This window comes from Photobacterium obscurum, from assembly GCF_026191635.1.
Taxonomy (GTDB): domain Bacteria; phylum Pseudomonadota; class Gammaproteobacteria; order Enterobacterales; family Vibrionaceae; genus Photobacterium; species Photobacterium obscurum.
Map to the genome: position 1 here is coordinate 84,826 of NZ_JAKRRW010000010.1, position 23,037 is coordinate 107,862.

The 23,037-nt window shown below is 44.0% G+C and carries 21 protein-coding genes, 1 pseudogene and 1 riboswitch; of the genes and pseudogenes, 15 read left to right on the top strand and 7 right to left on the bottom strand.

Annotated features, from left to right (window positions below):
- Positions 1-197: 197 nt before the first annotated feature.
- Positions 198-1,637, bottom strand: a complete 1,440-nt coding sequence (locus MD588_RS14065; protein ID WP_265697997.1) for an ArnT family glycosyltransferase — start codon at positions 1,635-1,637, stop codon at positions 198-200.
- The gene (locus tag MD588_RS14070) at positions 1,634-2,653 is read right to left on the bottom strand and encodes a glycosyltransferase family 2 protein (protein WP_322784252.1); all 1,020 of its coding nucleotides are present in this window, start codon (positions 2,651-2,653) and stop codon (positions 1,634-1,636) included. The genes MD588_RS14065 and MD588_RS14070 overlap by 4 nt, the downstream gene beginning before the upstream one ends.
- A 139-nt stretch (positions 2,654-2,792) precedes the next feature.
- Between MD588_RS14070 and MD588_RS14075 the strand changes: the two genes are divergently transcribed.
- Both MD588_RS14075 and MD588_RS14080 read left to right on the top strand, forming a co-directional pair.
- Positions 2,793-3,473 carry a response regulator transcription factor gene (locus MD588_RS14075; RefSeq protein ID WP_265698000.1) on the top strand — a complete coding sequence of 227 codons (681 nt, stop codon included), beginning with the start codon at positions 2,793-2,795 and terminating at the stop codon, positions 3,471-3,473.
- A complete protein-coding gene (locus tag MD588_RS14080; protein ID WP_265698001.1) occupies positions 3,470-4,756 on the top strand; it encodes a sensor histidine kinase in 1,287 nt (428 codons plus the stop codon). The genes MD588_RS14075 and MD588_RS14080 overlap by 4 nt, the downstream gene beginning before the upstream one ends.
- On the opposite strand, the gene MD588_RS14085 is transcribed toward MD588_RS14080, so the two are convergent.
- Positions 4,722-5,144 carry a GtrA family protein gene (locus MD588_RS14085; RefSeq protein ID WP_265698002.1) on the bottom strand — a complete coding sequence of 141 codons (423 nt, stop codon included), beginning with the start codon at positions 5,142-5,144 and terminating at the stop codon, positions 4,722-4,724. The genes MD588_RS14080 and MD588_RS14085 overlap by 35 nt on opposite strands.
- 278 nt (positions 5,145-5,422) lie before the next feature.
- Between MD588_RS14085 and MD588_RS14090 the strand changes: the two genes are divergently transcribed.
- From MD588_RS14090 to MD588_RS14105, 4 genes are all read left to right on the top strand, one after another.
- Entirely contained in the window at positions 5,423-6,334 is a 912-nt protein-coding gene (locus MD588_RS14090) for a DUF368 domain-containing protein (protein WP_265698003.1), read from the top strand.
- A 235-nt stretch (positions 6,335-6,569) separates the two neighbouring features.
- Positions 6,570-6,953 (top strand): hypothetical protein, encoded by a 384-nt coding sequence (locus MD588_RS14095; protein ID WP_265698004.1) that lies wholly within the window; start codon positions 6,570-6,572, stop codon positions 6,951-6,953.
- Entirely contained in the window at positions 6,950-7,537 is a 588-nt protein-coding gene (locus MD588_RS14100) for an SCO family protein (protein WP_265698005.1), read from the top strand. Before MD588_RS14095 ends, MD588_RS14100 begins: the two co-directional genes overlap by 4 nt.
- Before the next feature lie 177 nt (positions 7,538-7,714).
- Positions 7,715-7,978 (top strand): Lpp/OprI family alanine-zipper lipoprotein, encoded by a 264-nt coding sequence (locus MD588_RS14105; protein ID WP_036821101.1) that lies wholly within the window; start codon positions 7,715-7,717, stop codon positions 7,976-7,978.
- 66 nt (positions 7,979-8,044) lie between these two features.
- On the opposite strand, the gene MD588_RS14110 is transcribed toward MD588_RS14105, so the two are convergent.
- Positions 8,045-8,713, bottom strand: coding sequence for a response regulator transcription factor (locus MD588_RS14110; protein WP_265698081.1), 669 nt, complete (start codon positions 8,711-8,713; stop codon positions 8,045-8,047).
- 370 nt (positions 8,714-9,083) lie between these two features.
- Between MD588_RS14110 and MD588_RS14115 the strand changes: the two genes are divergently transcribed.
- From MD588_RS14115 to MD588_RS14125, 3 genes are all read left to right on the top strand, one after another.
- Positions 9,084-10,073 (top strand): lipoyl protein ligase domain-containing protein, encoded by a 990-nt coding sequence (locus MD588_RS14115; RefSeq protein ID WP_265698006.1) that lies wholly within the window; start codon positions 9,084-9,086, stop codon positions 10,071-10,073.
- A 647-nt stretch (positions 10,074-10,720) separates the two neighbouring features.
- Positions 10,721-11,962, top strand: a complete 1,242-nt coding sequence (codB, locus tag MD588_RS14120; RefSeq protein WP_265698007.1) for a cytosine permease — start codon at positions 10,721-10,723, stop codon at positions 11,960-11,962.
- An 11-nt stretch (positions 11,963-11,973) separates the two neighbouring features.
- Complete coding sequence (locus tag MD588_RS14125) at positions 11,974-13,260, top strand: cytosine deaminase (RefSeq protein ID WP_265698008.1); 1,287 nt, start codon at positions 11,974-11,976, stop codon at positions 13,258-13,260.
- A 96-nt stretch (positions 13,261-13,356) separates the two neighbouring features.
- Here MD588_RS14125 and MD588_RS14130 read toward each other — a convergent pair whose 3' ends face one another.
- Together MD588_RS14130 and MD588_RS14135 are read right to left on the bottom strand one after the other, a co-directional pair.
- A complete protein-coding gene (locus MD588_RS14130) occupies positions 13,357-14,529 on the bottom strand; it encodes a S1 family peptidase (RefSeq protein ID WP_265698009.1) in 1,173 nt (390 codons plus the stop codon).
- Between the two features lie 230 nt (positions 14,530-14,759).
- Positions 14,760-15,248 (bottom strand): hypothetical protein, encoded by a 489-nt coding sequence (locus tag MD588_RS14135; RefSeq protein WP_265698010.1) that lies wholly within the window; start codon positions 15,246-15,248, stop codon positions 14,760-14,762.
- A gap of 389 nt (positions 15,249-15,637) precedes the next feature.
- On the opposite strand from MD588_RS14135, the gene MD588_RS14140 reads away from it, so the two are divergent.
- Positions 15,638-16,210 (top strand): PhnA domain-containing protein, encoded by a 573-nt coding sequence (locus MD588_RS14140; protein ID WP_265698012.1) that lies wholly within the window; start codon positions 15,638-15,640, stop codon positions 16,208-16,210.
- A gap of 133 nt (positions 16,211-16,343) precedes the next feature.
- Here MD588_RS14140 and MD588_RS14145 read toward each other — a convergent pair whose 3' ends face one another.
- Positions 16,344-17,003 (bottom strand): N-acyl amino acid synthase FeeM domain-containing protein, encoded by a 660-nt coding sequence (locus MD588_RS14145; protein WP_265698013.1) that lies wholly within the window; start codon positions 17,001-17,003, stop codon positions 16,344-16,346.
- A 260-nt stretch (positions 17,004-17,263) separates the two neighbouring features.
- Between MD588_RS14145 and MD588_RS14150 the strand changes: the two genes are divergently transcribed.
- From MD588_RS14150 to MD588_RS14170, 5 genes and pseudogenes are all read left to right on the top strand, one after another.
- Complete coding sequence (locus MD588_RS14150) at positions 17,264-18,829, top strand: FAD-binding oxidoreductase (protein WP_265698014.1); 1,566 nt, start codon at positions 17,264-17,266, stop codon at positions 18,827-18,829.
- Between the two features lie 552 nt (positions 18,830-19,381).
- Positions 19,382-19,479, top strand: a riboswitch (TPP riboswitch).
- Positions 19,480-19,544: 65 nt separating this feature from the next.
- Positions 19,545-20,372: a bifunctional hydroxymethylpyrimidine kinase/phosphomethylpyrimidine kinase gene (gene thiD / locus MD588_RS14155; protein WP_265698016.1), complete on the top strand. Its 828-nt coding sequence runs from the start codon at positions 19,545-19,547 to the stop codon at positions 20,370-20,372.
- Between the two features lie 11 nt (positions 20,373-20,383).
- Positions 20,384-21,157 (top strand): ABC transporter ATP-binding protein, encoded by a 774-nt coding sequence (locus tag MD588_RS14160; protein WP_265698017.1) that lies wholly within the window; start codon positions 20,384-20,386, stop codon positions 21,155-21,157.
- A 94-nt stretch (positions 21,158-21,251) separates the two neighbouring features.
- Positions 21,252-21,983: pseudogene (locus MD588_RS14165) on the top strand (ABC transporter permease); the annotation flags it as partial.
- A 112-nt stretch (positions 21,984-22,095) separates the two neighbouring features.
- On the top strand, positions 22,096-23,037 hold the full coding sequence (locus tag MD588_RS14170; protein ID WP_265698019.1) for an ABC transporter substrate-binding protein: 942 nt from the start codon (positions 22,096-22,098) through the stop codon (positions 23,035-23,037).

The following is a 23,037-nucleotide window of genomic DNA, read 5'->3' on the forward strand; positions in this document are numbered from 1 at the left end:
TGTGTACTGCACATTTTCAGTTAACATGATATTTTTTTATTACCAAAAGAAGTGGTTTTTCAACCACTTCTTAATCGTCTTTCAATGCTGTATTTCATCAGAACAAAGCAGCAATAAACTGTCAGTACCCATACATAAACAAGGTCATAGGAAGCGGCACTACCTCATTTGCTTAGCAGCTTTCCATTAGAGAAGCATCAATTTCGTGCTACACAGTATACAAGCTCACGTTTCTTAGACTCACCACGTAGTTCACAACGATTCTTATCCCATAGGAAACCTTGTGGTATATGCTTTTTCTCCACGACAAGAAACATATGCGAATCTGCTCGTTTAATGACCTCACTCAACGGCTCCTTTACCTCGACCGCTTTACCGTAAGAATAAAACTGCGCTGAAAAGGGACGTTTTTTTAGATAAACCAACTCGCTCTGCGCAGTTTCTGGCTGTAGTGCCCATTGCTCCATCAATCCCTTTTCGACCTCTTTTCCGGTTAAACCGAACTTAAGCAATAAGGCCACAACAATTATCAGAGCAGGCGTAACTAAACCGAATTTATAAACTTTATCAGATAGTCTGTGCTGACGATTGTAGCCTGCGATAAGTAATGCTACAGCAGGAAGGCCAGGCATCACATAACTTGCAAGAATATTGCCCGCAAACGTGAATAAAATTAATGGCGATAACATCCAGCACCAGAGAAAACCCAAATAACCATTGTCAGATACACCGCTCTCATCGCCTGATTTAAAGCTTCGCCATAGTTGACGCAGCAATATCGGAGTCCAAGGCAAAGCCGCTAGTAGCCAATATACCCAGATAGTACCTCGAATTTCTTTATGTGCCGTACCGTATAGATCACCTTGCCAACCACTAACAACAAAACGCTTAATGTGTTCACCGATAATAAAATAATTAAGAAAACCAGGACTTTTCCACTCAGCCAACAGATACCACGGTAATGACAGAAGCAAAAATAGTGCAATTCCTCCTTTCCACGGTAAACAAGTCGGGATCTTCTTCCAGCGCTTCTCTTGCCCTAGCCACAAAGTTAGGCTGATACCAACTAACACAAGTGTTAACGGTCCCTTGGCCAGCATCCCAATTGCGAGCCCAACGAAAAACAGGTATCCCCACCACCTGGAGCTCTGCTGCCATGAGAGCCAAAAACTCACCATACTCAAGGTGATACCCAACGTCAGCGCCGTATCTGTCATCACCGCGCCGGATATAACAATAAATGCCGCCGATGTAGCAAGGATTGCCGCTGCTAGCCACGCTTCTTCGTTGTTCTTACGTGATTTGGCAACCAACAACCAAGTTAGGCCAATAATAACGACTCCAACCACTAGGTGAGGTAATCGGGCTGCAAACTCATTAACACCAAACTGTTCGAAACCTGCCGCACTTAACCAGGTAAACAGCGGCGGTTTACCCCAAAATGGCACATTGTAGTCAAACATCGGGGTGATCCAATTTCCGGTCTCGTACATGATCCGAGCCATCTCACCATAGCGGGCTTCTGTTGTATCCATCAATGGATAAAGGCCGAGTGTTGCCAAGCGGACTAAAACAGAAACAACAACTAGCCCAATCGCATACTGGGTTAATGTTAGATTTAACGATTTGTTGCTCATGCCTTTGCTTCCTCACTCATCCCTTCAATATCTTGAAACTGTTCGTCCATTACAACAAATAACGGTCTTTGCTTGGCCTCAATAAACAACCGACCAACATATTCCCCCATGAGACCAATTGATAGCAGTTGTACCCCGCCCAATAACAGAACAACCATTATCGTTGACGGATAACCCGCCACCGGCTCCCCCCAGATCAATGTCTTTGCAAACACGACTACAGCCATCGCTAGCGCGGCCACAGAAGTTAGCAGACCAGCCCCGGTCGCTATTCGTAACGGACGGGTACTAAAAGAAGTAATTCCCTCAAGCGCAAGATGCATGAGTTGACTGTAATTCCACTTCGTCTGACCGGACAAGCGAGGATCACGATCAAACATAAGCGTTGTTCGCCGAAAACCGGGCCACGCAAACAAGCCCTTCATAAAACGTGTTCGCTCCGGAAGCCGATTAATTTCGTTTACCACCCTGCGATCGATCAACCTAAAATCACCTACATTTTCCGGAATAGGTATTTCGCATAATCGATTCATCAATTTATAAAACAAAGCAGCTGTTGAACGCTTGAACCAGCCCTCACCATGGCGCTGATTACGTTTCATATCGACAACATCGAAACCATTCTGCCATTGCTCAACCATGGCCGGGATCAACTCAGGGGGGTCTTGCAAATCCGCATCAATCAATATTACCGCTTGCCCACTTGCAGCCTGTAGCCCAGCCGTCATTGCCGCTTCTTTGCCAAAATTTCTACTGAGACGAATTGTTCTGACCTGATGGATCGAACTGGTAAACTGGTTGGCCAAATCACAGCAAGGATCTGTGCTTCCATCATCAACATAAATCAGTTCACACATCCGGTTAAGGCGATCCAGCGCTAGACATAACCGCTGGTGACAAGCCTCTATGACGGCTTCTTCGTTAAACATGGGGACAATAACGGACAGAAACGGTTCGTTTTCCTTACCGCTATGACTCGTGCCTCGGTGGCGGGATAATAAAGTAATGGACGACATTTTGAACCTCAGACCTAACCAAACTTTCTTGGCCTGATTTTATGGTACTCAATGTGATAAAAAGGTCATTGACATTTTTTTCACCTCAATTTGTGCCATCATATTGATGCTGTTTCTATCTATCGGATGATAAAATCACATGAAGTTGCTATTAATCGAAGACCATCAAGACATTGCAGGCGTTATTTTTGATTTCTTTGAAATCAAGGGATACACCTTGGATTACGCCAGCAATGGGCAGCAAGGATACGACTTAGGGTGTAGCAATCATTACGATCTGATCATTCTGGACGTAATGCTGCCCCGAATGGATGGCTTTACTGTTTGCCAAAAACTAAGAGAGCATGGTGTCGACACACCAATTTTAATGTTAACGGCTCGAGACACACGGGAAGATACCCTTGAAGGCTTCGGCCATGGTGCAGATGATTATTTAGTCAAACCCTTTGACCTGGACATTCTCAATGCCAGGATCAAAGCACTTACACGTCGCCGCTCTGGCGATACCGCTACGAACATACTCACTTTTGGTAAACTTGAGCTGGATCTTAGTAGCCACGTGGCAAAACGGAATGAATGTCAGTTTTCCCTGAATCCGACACTGTTTACCATTTTGAAATTGTTAATGGCGCGCGCCCCCAAAACCGTGACGAAGGAAGAACTGATCTCCACTTTATGGGGAGAAGATGAGCCCGAAGGAAACGTACTCAGAAGCCATATTTACCAGCTCAGACACCAGATAGACAAGCCTTTCCAACATGCTTATATCAGAACGGTCCCTAAAGTTGGCTATCAGTTAGTCGCAGAGGAAAGCAAGTGAGTAAAAAAACTAACGTCAAAAGTGCCAAGCAACTCACCTTCACTTATTTTTCGATCGTTGCCTTTGCGATCATTGCCATACATTTTTCTTTGCTGGACGCGACACTAGAAGACTTTGAGCAACTGAATGCCAATAATCGCCTCAACCATGCTAAAGAAGTCGCAAAAGAAGTATTCGACGAAAATGATGTTTTGAATGTTGCCATTCCACCCTTTAGTCATGCCTACATTGGAAAAGAACAATTACCTTCTAGGCTCGACCTTCCAGATAGCTTACCCAGTGATAAGGCTACCGAGCTCAAAAGAGTGGAAGGTGACGACACTGAATACTTTATTATGAAAACGGAAATGGCAATTAAAAACACACCTAAAATTGTCTATTTCCTCTATTTTGATGATATTTATGAATCAAGCGAAGAGCAGATTTTTTTAAACCAAGCCAAGCAGCTCACCATCTCATTTGTGCTCATATTGATTAGTTTAATTGTTGTTTTGCGCATCTCCGACAGGCTTACCAATCCTCTGTCACACTTGGCTGATGAGCTTGAAAATCGCTCACCGAACGATTTGTCTCCCATATCAAGGCCAAAAGGCATCGTTTCCAAAGAGCTTTTGCAGTTGGTCCACAGCTTTAACAAATATTCGTCACGCATCCACCAACTCATAGAGCGAGAGCGTTCCTTTAACCGCTACGCCAGTCACGAGCTTCGCAGCCCGCTTATGGTTATGAAAGGCTCTATTTCATTACTTGGTCAATCCAATGAGCCGGAGTTTGTAGAAAAACAGCGGCAGCGTTTACTGCATGCCAGCAATGAGATGAACGATCTTGTCACAACCTTACTCTCGCTAACTCGTGAAGAAAACACCGCAAACCTCACCTCTCGTACACTCACTACTGAGGAAATGAATACGATCATGTCTGAGCACGCCCACCTGCTCAGGGGCAAACCGGTAGAATGGAACGTACACTTAACTGAAGAAACCATGGTCAAGGTCCCCGAAACAGTACTCAAGATTTTGCTGGGTAACCTAATTAAAAATGCGTATGCCTGTACCGAGGAAGGATATGTAACACTCGATGTAAGCCCTCAATCCATCAAGGTCATAGATAGCGGTATTGGGCTCGGTGCAAAACCGCGAGGCGTCGAAGGCTATGGGCTCGGGCTGTTGATTGCCAATGACATCTGCCGTAAATATGGTTGGAAATTAACCCATTACAACAATGAATCTGGTGGATGTACGGCAGAAATCACTCTGGCGCAGGAAGAAATACCCAGCGATTAGCCAGAGTAAAGTTTGCAAGCATACCGAGTAGGACTCCAGGGATCATTGCAATTAGCGACCATAGCAACAAACCATAACTTCCCGCTAGTTGCATGATCCATTCATTATTAACCCACTCAATCAGTATCCAGTAGCATCCCCAGTTTGGTACAAAACCAATGCTGGCACAAAGTAAAAACCTCCCCCACTGCTTCACAGGCGCACGAGTATCGGTTCCCTCGAACGTAAAACGGCGGTTAAACCACCATGTTGCCGTTGCAGCAATCCAGAATGCACCTGCGCGCGCAGGTATAACAGGCAAAAACAAAGACAGTAATGTCATAGAGGCGACATCAACGATAAAACCTATCCCCCCTACCACACCAAATTTTAATAAACGCTGACTCATTAGCTCTCAGACACACTCAGTTATACCCATTTTAGAGAGAACAGAGGATACGCAGGCCAAGGTAAAAAAAATGTGTAATTGGTATAGTTCCCATGTTTATCGGTAAATTGTAAATCATTAATAATAAAGATTTAATTAGTAAGCACCCAAAAACGATCAACTCTCTATCAGAGTTAAAGTCATTTGCTGCGGAATGATAAAAAAACACTTTTTTTTCACTTCGACGGGTTATAATGCCTGCAAATTTAGATGTTCAATCAACAACATTACGGAAAACCATGAGTAAAGTTTTTACCTTTTTAAAAGGCATGGCAATGGGAGCGGCCGACGTTGTACCCGGCGTTTCCGGTGGTACCATCGCTTTTATCACTGGGATTTATGACACCTTGCTTGAAAGTATTCGTCGCGTAAATCCAAGTTTAATCGGTATTTGGCGCCAACAAGGCTTCAAAGCGGCTTTCGAGCATATCAACGGGACATTTCTGATCTTGCTGTTGTCAGGCATCCTTACCAGTATTTTCACCCTCGCTCGTTTAATTACCTGGATGTTACATACCCATCCGATCCCTTTATGGTCTTTTTTCTTCGGACTGATCATTGTTTCGGTGAACCATATGTTTAAACAAATCGAGTTCTGGAAAGTCTCTCGCTTTGTTTCTGTTGCTGCTGGTGCCTTTTTTGCTTACGGTATTACCGTTTTGCACCCGCTTAACCTAGAGCCAACATCTTTCAATATACTGATTGCAGGCTCTATCGCTATTTGCGCCATGATCTTACCAGGCATTTCAGGAAGCTTTATCCTGCTACTGCTTGGCATGTATGGGCCTATTCTTGCTGCGGCCAAGTCACTGGATATTTTCACTCTTGCCATTTTCGCTTCGGGCTGTGTGATAGGCCTACTGACCTTTTCTCATCTCTTATCATGGGTATTACGCCACTATCGTGATATTGCCCTGACCTTCCTGACAGGGTTAATGATCGGTACACTCAGTAAAATCTGGCCATGGAAAGAAACCCTCACCTGGCGTACAAACTCAAGTGGTGTTCAGGTTCCACTTGTAGAACAGAACTTATCACCATTCAGCTTTGAACAAATTACTGGCCAGCCCGCGCTGCTCGGATATGCCGTTGTTGCAATGCTAATGGGTATCGGCATTGTCTGGGGTCTGGAGAAAATCGCAGATAAATAGCCAATCTATTATCATCTTGCCCTATTTGTTTGGGGGCAAGATGATAACTTCCAACTTCTTTAACCAACCCTCCTCACAAAAAAAACTGTTAGCCAATTGATTAAAAATCAGCAATGGTATTATTAACAGACCCTTTACAACCACAGCTCAAGTATTAATGCCTAACAAAAAAAAATGGTCAGTAATAACCAATTGTGTACTCACACTAGCTCTCGCCTGGGGTGGTTACCAACTCATGGGATTATCTGGCGGGAAAAATGATGAACCGCAAAAGATTATTGACTATTGTCAACTTAGTACTAAAGCTTGTGAACAGAATCACGCGATTGTAACTCTCAGCAATGATGTTATTCACCCTATGCAATCCGCTGAAGTTAGTGTTTCATGGCCTGACATTCCTCAAAATACCGATAGCTTAATACTCTCACTTGAAGGCCACGAGATGATGATGGGGGTTTATAAACTAAAATTAACCCGAACACTAAACGGCCATTTTTCAGGTAATCTAATGCTACCTTTCTGCACCTCCGAAGAGATGACTTGGCAAGGTAGTATTAAACCCGATTCCAATTCAGTTAAGATTGAACCTATTAACGTTTCATTAAGGATGATCAAGTGAAATTTCAGTGGATTGTACTTGCCTTAGCCCTTACGGCCGGCTTAATAACTCGCTATGTTGTTGACTCCCAAGATCCGACAGCAGCGACTCCAAGTTATCCAATTAATATTCTGGAAACCGGTAAGCAAGCCATCGATCTGTATGATCAGGAAGACTCACGTCTACGAGTAATTTACTTTGGCTATACTCATTGCCCAGATGTCTGCCCTACATCACTGGCAGTTCTTTCCGCAGCGCTGCAAGAACTCACACCGGAAAAACTTGCCCAGCTCTGGCCGATTTTTATTACCTTGGATCCGGAACGAGATACCCCAGAAAAAAGCGCCGAGTACGCCCAGTACTTTCACAAAAATATTATTGGAATGACAGGTACAACAGCGCAAACAAAAGGATTAGCCGAGAAATATGGCGTGCTCTATATGCGTACAGAGCTTGAAGGTTCTGCCCTTGAGTATGCCGTCGACCACAGCTCCTATTTTTATTTCCTCAAACCAGACGGTACGCTAGTTGAAAAAGTACAGCATACCTTGAATCCGGCCTTATTAGTTGATGCGATTGATCGCCTATTAGCCAAATCGTCTTGATGCTCGAAACTTAGGTTTTTAAAGCTAACTGAGCCAGTTTCTCGATTATGAGAGAGCTTTTTTAATGATAAATTGGTGGAAGATGAAGCAATTTGAGCAACTTATGCCATACTAATTCTGCCGACTGAAACTTTTAACACTCGGTCTGTAGTGGCAAACAAAGGAGAAGAAAGAAAAATGAACCGTTCATTATCTATCCTTACCGGTATTATTCTGAGTGCGACACTTATTGGGTGTTCAAGCTCAGATGAAGTTGATCAAATGCAGCAGCTCACGAATAAAGTCGATATGCTCTCTGATCAGGTAGGAGCTCTGCAAAGTCAGCAAGACCAAATGGCAGGTGCCGTTAATGATGCACGAGCGGCTTCTGACGCTGCTTACCAAGAAGCTATGCGTGCGAATCAGCGTATTGATAACATCGCTAGTTCGTATAGTAAATAAAAAAAGCAGTGGCGCTTTTAGCGCCACTTCTTTACCACTTATGATCAACCTTCGGTTACCCAGATCTCAGCTAACACCGACTGATTCCAGAAAACTATAACCTTTTCCGCGTACTGTTTTTATATGCTGTTTGGACAACCCACTTTGCACCATCTTTCGCCGAATATTACTGATATGCATATCTAAATTACGATCAAACGGGCTCAGCTCTTTCTTTAACACCTGCTTCTGTAGCTCTGCTTTAGACACAACGACACCATGGTGTTTAATCAAATATTCGAGCAATTCAGTTTCTGTTCCAGTTAAAGGAATCCGTGCTATTTGCTGCGTCAGATCCGATTGGCAATGGTTCGAACTTTGCCGCTGCCGCTCCAAGCCAACCCGGCGCAAGATTACTGTGATTCTGGCTAGCAACTCAGGAACCCGAAAAGGTTTTGCGATATATTGATCAGCTCCTGCCTGCAAACCTTCTAACATTGAAGGCTCATCGCCCAGCGCCGTTAGCATCAAAATCGGTGTAGCAAATCGTTGGCAAATACGACGAGCAACCTGTAAGCCATCAATATTTGGTAGCATGACATCAAGCAATACAAGATCGATAGCATTATTCTGCATATACGCAAGACCGCTTTCACCACAGTGTTCACAATGAACATCGTAGCCTTCTTCGGCCAATACTTCTTTTAACAATTCACATAGCTGAACGTCGTCATCAACAACAAGAATATGAGACACAAACACAACACCAAAATAAAAACAATTCTCATTATTATCAATATTCACACCCAGTTCAATGACAAGAGTCAACATCAATATAAATAACACTGCCCGTTCAAGTGATTGCTTGGAATTTAAACAAAATAAAGTGGAAACTTGCAGAATCAGATGAAGAAAAAAGGCCGTAGATAGCCAAATCATACCTCAATCACATCCCCCCCTAAGCATCCTTACACATAACAGGAATATACCCAAGAAAGTGGTTTTCTTAACTGCATGAATCACGCTTTTTAGCGATAAACCTCTCCTCCAACCACAAACAAAACAATATGAAACTTCAACCTTATGTCATAGAATGTGCCATCTGTACAAAAAACAAGACATCCAGATGGAACTACAGGCCTACTTATCACAATCACAGAATCCGTGGTTTAACCAAGCTATTGAAGAAATAACCTTTGATAATATTGAAAAAAATAAGCTAGTTTTGTTCATCTGGCAAAATCGTCAGTCAATCAATATTGGCCGAGATCAGAACCCGTGGAATATATGCAATACTAGACATGCCCATCAAAATCACGTCAGTATCGTTCGTCGGCAAACACCGGGAGGCGCGATCTATCAGGATCCGGGTCATACAAACTTTTCTCTGATGGGAAGTACAGAACAATTGAGTTTGAGTAATATTGAAGCTATTTTACAAAGACTGCTCACTTCCTTGAAGATAAACGCCAGTATTGCCCAACAAAAAGAAATTGTTGCCAATAATCGGAAAATTTCAAATACAACGAGCATCACTGTCGGTGACAATACACTTATTCATTCCACAATAAGAGTGAACACTAATTTATCTGTTGTTGACGAGTATATGACAAGTAATCATGCAAGGGCATTATCAGACGTAATCGACAACTATTCGAATTTGAGCGAGCTTAACGCTACGATTACACACGCTGTATTACAGCGAGAATTAGTTAATGCCTTTTGTAGAAATTATGGTTGCGAAGTTGATACTCAATATATACAGATTAACCCCCTCCCTCCTCTTCCAGGCTTAGGTGAAAAGCTGCATTTTATTTCAAGCTGGGACTGGAACTATGGCCAGTCGCCTAAATTTTGCCGCCAAATCAAAGGGCGTTTTTCATGGGGGAAAGTAACCCTTACCCTTCAAGTCGTTCAAGGAACCATCATTCATATCCAATGCCATTCAAGTCAACGCTACTGTGCACTATTCAACAACTTCGCCAACAGATTAATTGGTTATCCTTATCAAGCAAAATCCGTCATGCCGGTTATCTGCACGATGATGGTTGACTTCAGCGCCAATCATACTGAACTACTTGAGTTCGCGAATTGGCTCGAAAATGAACTGTCATGACACCATTATTTCAAAAAATTATTGGCCTTTTTTCGATCTTGAACTAAATCAATCTCGCTGAGATTACATGGTTTTTTCATGATTCACGCTATTGACTTTAGTGAATCCAGCATGGCTCTTAGCCTTCCAGCATTTCCCACAGAGTTATTCACAGCTTCTGTGGATAAACAACTTATCCCCAGTTAAACAAAGCAGAATTGAACACCTATTCCCACATTGAAAAACCTTCATTTTTGGCGACTTCACATGAGGCCACCTCAAAAACCAATATAACTGCAACTCAATTTCGCATAATAGACTTACCCACACTTATTTAGCGCAAACATTAACCACCCGCTGCCTTTCCCAACAGAAAACCCACCCTACCAGATAGCTTATCTTTAATTTTACAGTATTAGCATACGCTTTTCTTATATAACCATACCAACAAAAATAAACCCAGCCTATGCAATCGTTTTCTATCAATATAAAAAACCAGTACCACATACCAACTAACTGAATTTAAAGGACAAAAACAACAAATAAAACATTTAAACCACAAACCAACAAAAATACCAATTGACAGCTCTTTTACAATCAATAAAATACGCGCCGTTTGCCTTCAAGTTGGCATTAATTTATTTTTTGACATTGTTTCGAGGTGTATGATGGCTGGCGATAATAACTACAGTCTTGGGCCTGTGCCGCAGTCGGCACGTAAAGGGGTTGTTTCTCTTACAATGGTTATGCTGGGATTAACCTTTTTTTCGGCCAGTATGTGGACAGGAGGAACTCTTGGTACCGGCCTCTCCTATGATGATTTCTTCCTCGCTGTTCTCATTGGTAACTTGATCCTCGGCATTTACACTTCTTTCCTCGGCTACATCGGCGCATCTTCTGGTCTTTCTACCCATCTTCTTGCCCGTTTCTCTTTTGGCTCTAAAGGCTCCTGGCTCCCTTCTCTTCTTCTCGGTGGAACTCAAGTCGGCTGGTTCGGTGTTGGCGTCGCAATGTTTGCCATTCCTGTTCACAAGGCAACCGGGGTTGATACCAACATTCTGATTGCTGTATCCGGCCTGTTGATGACTGCTACCGTGTACTTCGGCATCTCTGCTCTGATGGTTCTATCCGCAATTGCTGTTCCTGCCATAGCCCTGCTTGGTGGATATTCCGTCTTTGAGGCTATTGGTAGCTCAGGAGGTATTGATGGACTTAAAGCTATTTCGCCTGAGAATCCTATTGAGTCCTCGACGGCACTGGCTTTAGTTGTAGGCTCTTTCGTCTCTGCCGGTACGTTAACCGCTGACTTTGTCCGCTTTGGCAAGAAACCTGTAGGGGCCGTTTTTGTTACCATGATTGCCTTCTTCATTGGTAATTCGCTGATGTTTATCTTTGGTGCTGCTGGAGCCGCCGCAACAGGCCAATCAGATATTTCAGAAGTAATGATAGCGCAGGGGCTACTTATTCCAGCCGTCATTGTGCTTGGCTTAAATATCTGGACCACGAATGACAATGCCCTATATGCATCCGGACTTGGCTTCTCAAATGTAACTGGTATCTCAAGCAAATACCTATCTATGGCAAACGGTGTCATAGGTACACTATGTGCGCTATGGCTATACAATAACTTTGTCGGATGGTTAACCTTCTTATCAGCTGCAATTCCACCAATCGGCGGTATTATCATTGCAGATTTCTTGAAAAACCGTCATCGTTACAAAGATTTCTCGAACGCTGAATTCAAAACAGTTAACTGGGCGGCAATCATCGGTGTAGCGGTTGGTGTGGCGTCAGGCCACCTCCTACCTGGTATCGTTCCATTGAACGCAGTACTTGGCGGTGCAATTAGCTACCTTGTTCTTACCCCTCTTCTGAACCGTGAAACCGGCGCTGTAACAGCAAACGCATAAGGATAAATAAGATGCAAACCTCAGATATGCTGATTCAAAATATTACTCTTCGCGGCAAGGAAGGCCTGCATCAAATCCTGATCGAAAACGGTCAGTTCAAAACAATTGCATCAATGGACGAAGCTATGAAGTTTGAGGGGGAGGTCCTCGACGGTGAAGGTGGTATGGCCATTCCACCATTCTGCGAACCCCATGTTCATCTGGATACGACCCAAACTGCGGGTGAGCCTAGCTGGAATATCTCAGGTACGTTATTCGAAGGTATCGAACGCTGGGCAGAACGTAAATCTATGCTTTCCATCGAAGACGTCAAGAGCCGGGCCAAACAAACGCTAAAGTGGCAAATTGCTAACGGTATTCAACATGTTCGAACACATGTCGATGTCTCGGACCCTACCCTTACGGCACTAAAAGCAATGCTTGAAGTAAAGGAGGAGATGAAAGAATGGGTCGATATCCAAATCGTTGCTTTCCCGCAAGAAGGTATCCTTTCATACCCGAATGGCAAAGAATTGCTGGAAGAAGCGGTGACGCTAGGTGCTGATGTTATCGGCGCGATCCCACACTTTGAGTTCACTCGAGAATACGGTGTTGAATCTCTGCATTATATCTTTGAGCTGGCACGAAAATATGACCGCCTAATCGATGTGCACTGTGACGAAATCGATGACGAGCAGTCTCGCTTTGTCGAAACCCTGGCTGCGCTGGCGCACAAATTTGAGATGGGTGACAAAGTAACGGCTAGCCATACAACAGCGATGCACTCTTACAACGGCGCTTATGCATCTCGCCTGTTCCGACTATTAAAAATGTCCGGTATCAATTTTGTCGCTAACCCACTGGTTAATATTCACCTTCAGGGCCGCTTTGACGACTACCCGAAGCGTCGTGGAATCACTCGTGTAAAAGAGATGTTGGCATCAAACATCAATGTCTGCTTTGGCCATGACGATATCTTTGACCCTTGGTATCCACTAGGTACAGCAAATATGATGCAGGTTCTACATATGGGGCTGCATGTTTGCCAGGTGATGGGATACGAGCAAATTAACGGCTCTCTAGATTTAATCAGTCGCAACTCTGCTCATACTCTAAACATTCAGGACCATTATGGTATTGAGGAAGGCAAGCCTGGCAGCCTGCTTATTCTGCCTGCAGATAGTGGCTTTGATGCTGTGCGCCGTCAGGTACCGGTTCGTTACTCAGTTCGCCATGGTAATGTAATTGCCCAGACTCAACCGGCAACAACCCAAATCATGCTAGGCGATACCAGCGAAATGGTCACATTTCGTCGATAACCTTTCTCGTTGGAGATAGACTCAAACAAATAGCAAAGCCACCTTTCGGTGGCTTTTGGGATATTGGTCAATGATATGGCATTAAGCTAATAAGAATTAAAACCTGCGCCGGTAAACACCGAAAACCGAGAGTAAAAGCAACCATCCCAAAGACAGTACCCCGCCACCATCTTGTTCAATCATGTCACAGTTTGTATGTGAAACCCCGCCAGAGTTGGGGTTACAGCCAGCTTTAGATTCTTTGATAAAGTCAGGGCCAATTACTGATTTACTTGGCTCTGTCCCCTTATAAGACTCAACCCAGTCGTAATAGGTTCCCACCCGGGTATAAAAACTCGGTCGACTCAGCGCCCCACACACTGGAATTCCTACTGGGCCGCCACTAACAATGCCGAGCTGTACCCATACTCCTTCATTATTTTGTGCGGTCAGTGGACCGCCACTATCACCTTTGCATGAATCTGGCCCAAAAACATCAGTATCACCCTCCCCATTTGAAATTATCTTCGGAGGCAGTGTACAGATCTTGGTATTATTCGCTGGACTATCAATGATGCCTTTCAACTCACCGCCAGATTCCAACAAACTGAAACACTCAGGCATCGGAACAAAGGCGAGTTTTGCCTCCAGCAAAACATCAGATAGTACCGTACCGGCTGTGTCAATCGCCCCCCAACCTGTTACGACGGTATTTTCGGGCCGCGCTTCTTCCTGCCACTCTGTTCCTAATCTCAAATCGACATCATCACTTATAGATGGGCTCGCCAAAGCGATGGCGTTCAGATTATCAAATGAGCGCTGAACCCTTAACAAGGCAATATCGTTATCAAGTGCCGTATTAACGAGCTCTGTCTCTGTCTTTCCGTCAGCCCGTTGCACCGTTTTATATTCTGCAATCGGGCTATAATCTGGATGAACCACAACATGGGTCACGGTATATAACGAGTTCATATCGTTAACTGTGCTATCCAATGTCCCCGCTAGGATATTTAAATGCCCAGGTTCAAGTACCTGATAGGTTGATAAGTCGGTAGAGTCGCCCATGACGACGCAGTGCGCTGCCGTCAAAACCCAATTTTCATCAATGATTGTTCCACCACACATATGCTTCAAATTATCCGGAGCATATCGAAGCGAAACCATCCAATTTTCTTCAGGTGCCGGCTCGAAGGGCTTACCACCGATCACTCGCGTTGACACATCGGAAGCATAAACCTGGCTTGCTGTTGCCACGAGTAACGCTGCAACAGATAGTTTTTTTATATTCATTATGCACAATTCCTTGCTGTACAGATGTGCCTAATCTACCGACACGGATACCTGTAACGTAATGAATAAGACAGATATTGCGAGTGATCTCATTATCTTAAAAGGAATGATGAAACAAGAAGATATAAGAGAGTTAACTACCTCTAACAGTTAATTCACCGATAAAAAAACCGAACCTATAAACAGGTTCGGTTTTCGTATTATCAAAGAAAGTAAAGCCAATACTAAGCTTACAGTGCCTCGAGCGTAGAACAACTCACTTCTTTAAAATCGATATCAACGAAAAGCCCACCAACATCAGAGGCCAGCTTAGGATAGAAGCCATGATCAGCCGCTGTTTTTACTTCATCTAAGTCAATAGTATATACAGCCAAACCTAACATCTTCACTTCACTAGGTACGCAGCTCGAGCTATCCCCTTCTTTGAAACAGACGCCTTCATCCCCAATATCAATTCTTCCGCAAGTCTCTCCCTCAATGTCAATATTGAGGTTTTCAAGATCTTGTTTAGTACCAACCGGCATCTCATCTGGGGAGATACTCGTATTCGATGTAATGTAATCTAGATCATAATAACCATCATCTACACCATTAATACCTTCTACCTGGGCTCCCGATACAGCAAACACTTTCGTGTTACCTTCTACCAGATCCTTAACGTCATCTTCGTTACAACCTGCAAGTGCAAGAACAGAAAGTAAATATACGGCCTTTTTCATCATCATTCCTTGGTAAAAACTTATAATAGTAATTAAGGCATTTATAATTTTAGCCTTTTATTTACATTAATCCAGAGTTATACCCACAAAGCCAGAATTTTATCACTTATTACTAATAAAAAAGTCATTATAGCCCTTGAAATCTATTTACTAAATAAATTCATAGCTGACTATAATATTTTAAAAACATTAAGTTATATTATCACCATCAACAAAACGTCAACATTATGACTCCTCGCGTCAAATCTATATATAATCGATGGAATGCTCATTTACTATACTGTTTGATACGTCAGAGTGATGATTCAGTGTGATCTCCAGCAGGATTTCTTCCCTTATCTCAAAATGCTGGCATAATATCCCCACAACAAATCTACGGACAATCCCTTATGACTATTGAAAATATCGTTAAGCAGCGTGCTGACGCTAAATGTGAACTTTGTTCATCTGAAGACAACCTAAGCGTATATGAAGTACCTGCTTCTCCAGACACAACTGCTGGCAGCTGTGTAATGGTCTGTGGCACTTGCCGTGGTCAAATTGAAGATGCTGATACAATGGATCAGAATCACTGGCGCTGTCTGAACGATAGCATGTGGAGCCAAGTTCCTGCCGTTCAGGTTATGGCTTACCGTATGCTAAAGCGCCTTTCTGCTGAAACATGGGCACAAGATCTGCTTGATATGCTGTACCTAGAAGAAGACACCATTGAGTGGGCTGAGAAAGGCATCGCAGCAGAAGAACTAGACTCTGTACAAACTCTAGATGTTAACGGTACCCCACTACAGGCTGGTGACAACGTCACTATTATCAAAGATTTGCCTGTAAAAGGTTCTAGCCTAGTCGTTAAACAAGGTACTGCAGTTCGCGGCATCCGACTAACCGATAACCCGCTGCACATCACTGGTAAAGCTGCTGGTACAAATATGGTTATTATCGCGGCTTACTGTAAAAAGATGTAATCTTTTCCGATAACAACGATATAAAAAAGGCGCAAATTTGCGCCTTTTTTATATTTGAAACGCCTCTTGCAACAATTATAACAACCGGGATAGCCCAGTGCTCTGATAATTGTTCAGAGCAATAAACCAATACCTATGCTAATTGACATTCAGTATAACTAGGATGTTCAAAGAGTTCATTTGGAAAGGTTGGAATAAGGCGCCGTATTGTTTTCTCATCCATATAACCCCTGCCAATAAATTCATTAAGATCGAGATCTTTAGCCATTAAGGTAAGATCTATCGCAGTATTTGGTCTGGGTGCAAAACTACACAGACTCTTCATACCCAGACGTTCATAAAACCGTTTATGCTTTTTACTCGAACCACATACTATCGCAGTTCGTCCGAAGCGTTCGTCTATCATATAAATATTACTAAACAAGGCTAATGGCGCCACTGACTCAATGCCACGTACTTCTGGGAGTACCGCAAGACGCCCCATTTCAATAATGGTGTCATACTGTTTCTCCAGCTCAGCAAATTCAGGCTCAAAGCCCCCTTTACAGGGAACATCTATCCAACCAGCAGGGCGGTGCAGTATACTGGCTCTAACTGTCGCTACAGGCTTACCCTTGTCTTTAAGTAGAAATGACAGGTTATTCGGTTTTTCATCATAAGCGTCGGTAAATAATCCCCTGGTGCAAACTGGGTTATATCCTACCGTTGTGTAGGCTTGGTATCGAATATTATACGCAGTGATTTTTTCTTCTACTGTGCGGCAAAGATGATTGGTAAGGCTGTCATATTGCATAGTCATTCCATTGTTCAGACGAATTAACAACTCAGTTAAACTATATACCCCAGCCTATCGCTAAACTTTCCTCAAATTAAGCTAAATAACTTAAGGTCTTATAGTTCATAACCATTTATGCAATGCGGCTCACAAAGAGGCTTCTTTTTCACTGTGAAATCTGTTTTTTTCTGCAAAATAGAGCAACTAAGTTGTTGTTAAATCACCTAACACTCAGCAGTCAAACAAATCGCTTGTAAAAATCAACAGGAACAGCGTCTATGGATATTTCTTTGCCCTCAATACTTTCTGAAATTTTTTCGCAGAGTCAATTCACTCAAGACGATAATACACTGCAAGAGTACGGCTTAGCCCTAAACGGAAGTATCCATATTCCTTCAGCCATGGTTTGGCCAGAAACTGAAGCACAAGTTATTTCGCTAGTGAAAGCGGCTAATGATCATAAGTTCGAAATTCATCCAGTGGCACAGGGAAGAAACTGGGGCTATGGAACTGCCCAAGGGACAAAGCCTCAACAAGTTATTGTCAATCTGAGTCGGCTATCACAGGTCATTGAAATCAATGAAGAGCATGCCTATGTCCGTGTTCAGCCGGGTATAACACAATCACAATTATACCAGGCTCTCGTTGACAGTAACTCCTCATTACAGCTCGATATTACTGCTGCAGGATTACACACTAGTATGGTCGGTAATCTTCTCGAACGAGGGTTTGGTCATACCGACTATTGCGATCGCTTTGGAAATGTTCTTTCCATGCGAGTCCTGCTCCCCACAGGTGAAATCATAACTACGGGGATGGGAATGTTCGAAACAAGCAAGGCTAAGCACCTTTACCCCTATGGTATAGGTCCCGCTCTATCTGGTCTGTTTTCCCAATCAAATCTAGGTATTGTGCTTGAGATAACAATAGCCTTACAGCCTGTCCCCGAATATCAGACAACGGTAATAGTCTTATGCAAAAATGAATCTGATGCGCCCGATATGGTTGCAACTATAGCTAAGTTAAAACTTGACGGCGTAGTAACTAGTGGGGTTCATACCGTCAGCATGGCACGCGCAATGGGAGAACAGGCCATTAAAGCTGCAGGCGCTTGGGTTTTAACAACGTCTTTGTCAGGTCCCAAAAGTATTGTCAAAGCACGCTTCAAATACTTTAAACAAACAATTAAGCACAATATTCCGAGTGCCAAAGTTATTAGGCTTGATGACTTTCGATGGAAAATACTCTGCCGAATAAACCAAATTCTGAAATCCCCTGCATTGGCAGGTTTACAATTAGTGATTGATCTTAAAAAAGGCGTCCCCTCAGACGAAGCAATTAAAACCTTGCTTGATCACCCTGAAGCCACATCCGAAATGAAGACCTCAGAGTTTCCTGCCTATTTCCGCTGGATCTGTGCCGTAAGTAGTTTTTCACAGTCCGATATCAAAGGCATGTTGTCAATTTGTCAGCAGGTTTTTCAAAAGTATGATTACGACGAGCGCTATTCCATGACCAATGTTAGCGAACGTGCGGTCGTAATGATTGCCAATATTCGTTATGGCAAATCTCAAGAGGAAATTGATAAGGCGAAAGCCTTTTATCGGGAGTTAGATCAGGCGCTTCTTTCGGCGGGTTATTGTCCTTATCGCAGTGGCTCTGGAATGTTCAATACAATAGAACCCTTTATTAACGAAAGTAACCTGGAGCTTTTAAGCAACTTAAAGCAAGCTATCGACCCGAACAATATACTATCACCAGATAAGTACTGGCTTACAGGCAATAAAAGCAGCTCTGAAGATACGTCAGAACAAGATAAGAGAATAGAAAGCACTCTGAGCTGAAGATAACCACTAGAGGCATGATGTATTCACCAATATCAAGCCGCCGAAAGCAACCGTGACGCTGTCAAAAAATGTAATGACGAACAGGCTGCTATCTTAAATAGTATTGACGATCTCAAATCATCGCTGGCTAAGATTCAAAATCTAAGCCGACTCTCCGTCCCCCGGTGACGGTTTTCAATTGATACCCAAGTGACCTAAAGGTCGCTTGGGTATCATCAATTATTTATCACCACAATCCGTAAAACCCCACCCAAACACTTGATTAAAAAATACTTTTGTAGCGGGAAGATCCCCGGCGAGGAACTCGACGTAGTTAATTTTTTCATGCTTTTCATACTGTGAACTTTCCATATGCCACCCTGTTCAATATTTCGTCAAATAATAACCATATATTATTTAGCCATAGTCAATAATTAAAACCCAATAGAAGAAAAGTGATACCTTTAACTAGAGTTTTTCCTTTTCTTATTTGCTCATAAACAGAAAACATGGTTAGAATAGCCTACCAATTAATGGCAGCGTTACCTGCTGCCTAATTGAACAGAATTAGAAAGTTAGTCGGGGAGCCCTAGGCTGAGACCACTTCGGTGGGACCCGTTGAACCTGATCCATTTAATAATGGCGTAGGGAACTAGCAACCGTGTCTCCAAGTGCCCTCTTTCCAAGAGCTCTCTTTGACACCTGCTACCCTGCGCGCAACTTAGGGGTAGTTATGGCCATTCCATCAAAAACACCAATCACTCTAACCATTGCCGGCTCAGATAGTGGTGGCGGTGCAGGCATTCAGGCAGATATCAAAGCCATTTCCGCGACTGGTGGCTATGCCTGTTCGGTAATCACAGCGTTAACTGCGCAGAATACCCAAGGTGTATCGGGCATCTTTGCCGTTGACCCAGAATTTGTTGAACAGCAACTTGATGCGGTATTTAGTGACCTTGATGTCAAAGCGGTAAAAATTGGTATGCTCAGCGATACTCGTATTATCCGGGCCGTTTCCTCTAAACTGCGCTACTACCAACCTAAATTTCTTGTCGTTGACCCCGTAATGGTCGCAACCAGTGGTGATCTCCTACTACAGCAAGACGCCATCACCACACTGAAAACCGAACTACTCCCTCTTGCAGATGTAATCACGCCTAACCTGCCAGAAGCTGCCGCGCTGCTTGGTACAAGCATTCCGCAGAGCGAAAAAGACATGGACAGTATGATTGAGGCACTACGTACAATTGGTTCCAAATCTGTCCTGCTGAAAGGCGGTCATCTTGAGCACGATAGCAACAGTACCGATCTTTTGATTCTTGCTAAGAGCGTTGTTCGAATGACTACACCTCGTATCGCAACTCGTAATACCCACGGTACAGGTTGTACATTGTCTGCCGCCACGGCCTCTTTCCTTGCCCAGGGTTTTGATATGGAAGCCGCCGTTCAGAATGCTAAATCATACATTACCAAGGCAATTAGCCAAGCCGACGAGCTCGAGATCGGTTCAGGACACGGTCCAGTCCACCACTTCTTTGCTGGCCACTACCAACCTGAATAAGAGCAATAAATATGCTAAATCCTGCTCACATCAAACCGGTAGCTGCGGTTGATATCTGGTTAAAGAATCTATCTTTGACATATAAAGACGCCAGCGAAGCGTTATTTGTCGATCTGGAGCTCACACTCCCGGCAGGTCAGTGGACTTGTCTGCTAGGTAAAAGTGGTTGCGGCAAAACGACCCTACTCCGCCATCTTGCCGGGCTTATCGAAGAGCAGGTACGCTGGGACGGAAAACTTGTCACCTCCGACAATTGCCCCCTTTCCAACCGCATCGCCTACATGGCTCAACAAGATCTGCTGTTACCTTGGCTTTCTGTTCTTGACAATATTTGTCTCAGCTACCGTTTTGGCAGTCAATCCATCCCCCCGGATACAAACAAAGCCCTCGAATTACTCCATGCCGTTGGCTTGGAAGAATACGTGCACGCCATGCCAGATCAACTCTCCGGAGGGATGCGTCAACGGGTGGCTCTTGCCAGAACACTAATGCAAGATAAGCCGTTGGTATTAATGGACGAACCATTTTCAGCACTAGATGCGGTGACCCGCCACAAGCTTCAGACACTTTCATCAGAGCTGCTGAAAAGCCGTACAGTCCTGTTGATCACTCATGATCCGCAGGAGGCACTGCGTCTGGGACACAATATCTACATCATGTCAGGCAAGCCCGCCAAGCTCATCAACCTTGGCGTACCAAGTACTACGCCACCCAGAATATTTGACGCCGAAATAGCTTGCCACCAGCAAGCTATTATTGAGCAACTGGAGCAAGATTATGGCTGATCTACAAACATCTGAAGGCTTAAAGGCCGATTTAAGATCGCAGCCTCATGCCCAGCAATTGCTTCCGCGACAACCTCAACGAATTTCACAAACGCTGCTACGAGTTCTTATCAGCATCAGTGTGATTTTTGGCCTATGGCAATCTGCGGTCATCATTTTTGAATTGCCACCATTTATTCTACCGGGACCAATCGCCGTCCTTAGTAAGCTCATAGAACGTTATGACGTACTTTGGAGTCACACTGTCGTCACTGGATCAGAGGTTATACTCGGGCTATTGCTAGGGCTGTCTATGGGGCTGTTCTTCGCACTGCAAATGCTCCTGTTTGCCCCGCTAAGACGCTGGCTCTTGCCGATCCTCATTACCAGCCAGGCTATACCGGTATTTGCTATCGCTCCTATCCTGATGCTCTGGCTCGGCTATGGCATGGCATCAAAAATCGTGATGGCGGCACTAATCATTTTCTTCCCTGTAACGACCTGTTGCTATGACGGCCTTCGTCAAACGCCATCAGGCTACCTTGATCTTGCCAAGACAATGGGAGCGACACGCTGGCAGATACTGTGGCGTATTCGCTTGCCTGCGGCCCTTCCCGCTTTGGCTTCAGGGGTAAGAGTTGCCGTTGTTGTCGCTCCAATTGGTGCTGTCATTGGCGAGTGGGTCGGCTCGAGCGAAGGGCTTGGCTACTTAATGTTGCAGGCCAATGCCAGAATGTTTATCGATGAGATGTTCGCCGCACTGTTCATCTTGGCTTTCTTTTCTATCAGCCTTTATTTCCTCGCCGATAGTTTGCTCAAAAAAGCGATCCCCTGGCAAAACAAATGATCCACCATCGAGTTAGAACCGGGCTTTCGGGCTCAGCATTAATTCGTCAACAACCCAAAACACAACAAAGCAATACGTTTAAGAAAAAGATAATAATTCGAAGGAACAAATAATGAAAAAGCAGTTACTACAAAGTTTTGCAGCTTTATCCCTTTCTGTTGCCTCATTCAATGCAGCAGCAGAAAAAGTAACCCTAATGCTAGACTGGTTCGTCAACCCAAACCACGGTCCAATTGTATTAGCCCAGGAGAAAGGCTGGTTTGCTGAGCAAGGGCTTGAGGTGGAGATACAAGAGCCTGCCGACCCAAGTATTCCGGATAAACTGGTAGCCGCTGGAAAAATTGATATGGCTGTCTCATATCAAAGCACACTGATTTCCAGCACTGCGGCAGGCCTACCGGTAGTTCGCTCTGCGACGCTGATTTCTGGCCCGCTAAACTCGCTGATCGTTCTGGATAAATCAGGGATCAAAAGCCTTGCGGATCTGAAAGACAAACAAATCGGTGTGGCAATTGGCGGCAGTGAAGATGCAACCATCGGCACAATGCTGGAGTCAGCCAATGTTAGCATGGACAAGGTGAAGATTATCAATGTCGGCTGGGCGCTGTCTTCGTCCCTAGCCTCAGGCAAAGTCGATGCTATTTGGGGAGGATTAAGAAACTTCGAGTTAAACCAACTGAAACTTGAAGGATACAAAGCAACTGCATTCTTCCCGGAAGAGCATGGTGTTCCTCCCTATGACGAGTTAATTTTTGTTGCTAACAAGCACAAATATAACCCTGAAACGATTGAAAAATTCAACAAGGCCATTGAAAAAGCAACTGTCTACCTGATCAACCATCCAGAAAAAGCATGGCTGGAGTTTGTTTCCTATTCCCCAGATACATTAAATAACACCCTTAACCGTAATGCCTGGAAAGACACCCTTACTCGCTTCGCCCTACGACCAGGGGCTGTTGAGCTGAAGCGATACAACGAATATGCAGAGTTCATGAAGCAACACGACATCATCAAATCTCTGCCTCAGGCGAAAAATTACGTTCTGACATTCTAA

Coding starts and splice junctions, on each gene's coding strand:
- MD588_RS14065 (WP_265697997.1), bottom strand. CDS start 1,637: ATGAGCAACAAATCGTTAAATCTAACATTAACCCAGTATGCGATTGGG.
- MD588_RS14070 (WP_322784252.1), bottom strand. CDS start 2,653: ATGTCGTCCATTACTTTATTATCCCGCCACCGAGGCACGAGTCATAGC.
- MD588_RS14075 (WP_265698000.1), top strand. CDS start 2,793: ATGAAGTTGCTATTAATCGAAGACCATCAAGACATTGCAGGCGTTATT.
- MD588_RS14085 (WP_265698002.1), bottom strand. CDS start 5,144: ATGAGTCAGCGTTTATTAAAATTTGGTGTGGTAGGGGGGATAGGTTTT.
- MD588_RS14090 (WP_265698003.1), top strand. CDS start 5,423: ATGAGTAAAGTTTTTACCTTTTTAAAAGGCATGGCAATGGGAGCGGCC.
- MD588_RS14095 (WP_265698004.1), top strand. CDS start 6,570: ATGGGATTATCTGGCGGGAAAAATGATGAACCGCAAAAGATTATTGAC.
- MD588_RS14105 (WP_036821101.1), top strand. CDS start 7,715: ATGAACCGTTCATTATCTATCCTTACCGGTATTATTCTGAGTGCGACA.
- MD588_RS14115 (WP_265698006.1), top strand. CDS start 9,084: ATGGAACTACAGGCCTACTTATCACAATCACAGAATCCGTGGTTTAAC.
- codB (WP_265698007.1), top strand. CDS start 10,721: ATGGCTGGCGATAATAACTACAGTCTTGGGCCTGTGCCGCAGTCGGCA.
- MD588_RS14125 (WP_265698008.1), top strand. CDS start 11,974: ATGCAAACCTCAGATATGCTGATTCAAAATATTACTCTTCGCGGCAAG.
- MD588_RS14130 (WP_265698009.1), bottom strand. CDS start 14,529: ATGAATATAAAAAAACTATCTGTTGCAGCGTTACTCGTGGCAACAGCA.
- MD588_RS14135 (WP_265698010.1), bottom strand. CDS start 15,248: ATGAAAAAGGCCGTATATTTACTTTCTGTTCTTGCACTTGCAGGTTGT.
- MD588_RS14140 (WP_265698012.1), top strand. CDS start 15,638: ATGACTATTGAAAATATCGTTAAGCAGCGTGCTGACGCTAAATGTGAA.
- MD588_RS14145 (WP_265698013.1), bottom strand. CDS start 17,003: ATGCAATATGACAGCCTTACCAATCATCTTTGCCGCACAGTAGAAGAA.
- MD588_RS14150 (WP_265698014.1), top strand. CDS start 17,264: ATGGATATTTCTTTGCCCTCAATACTTTCTGAAATTTTTTCGCAGAGT.
- thiD (WP_265698016.1), top strand. CDS start 19,545: ATGGCCATTCCATCAAAAACACCAATCACTCTAACCATTGCCGGCTCA.
- MD588_RS14160 (WP_265698017.1), top strand. CDS start 20,384: ATGCTAAATCCTGCTCACATCAAACCGGTAGCTGCGGTTGATATCTGG.
- MD588_RS14170 (WP_265698019.1), top strand. CDS start 22,096: ATGAAAAAGCAGTTACTACAAAGTTTTGCAGCTTTATCCCTTTCTGTT.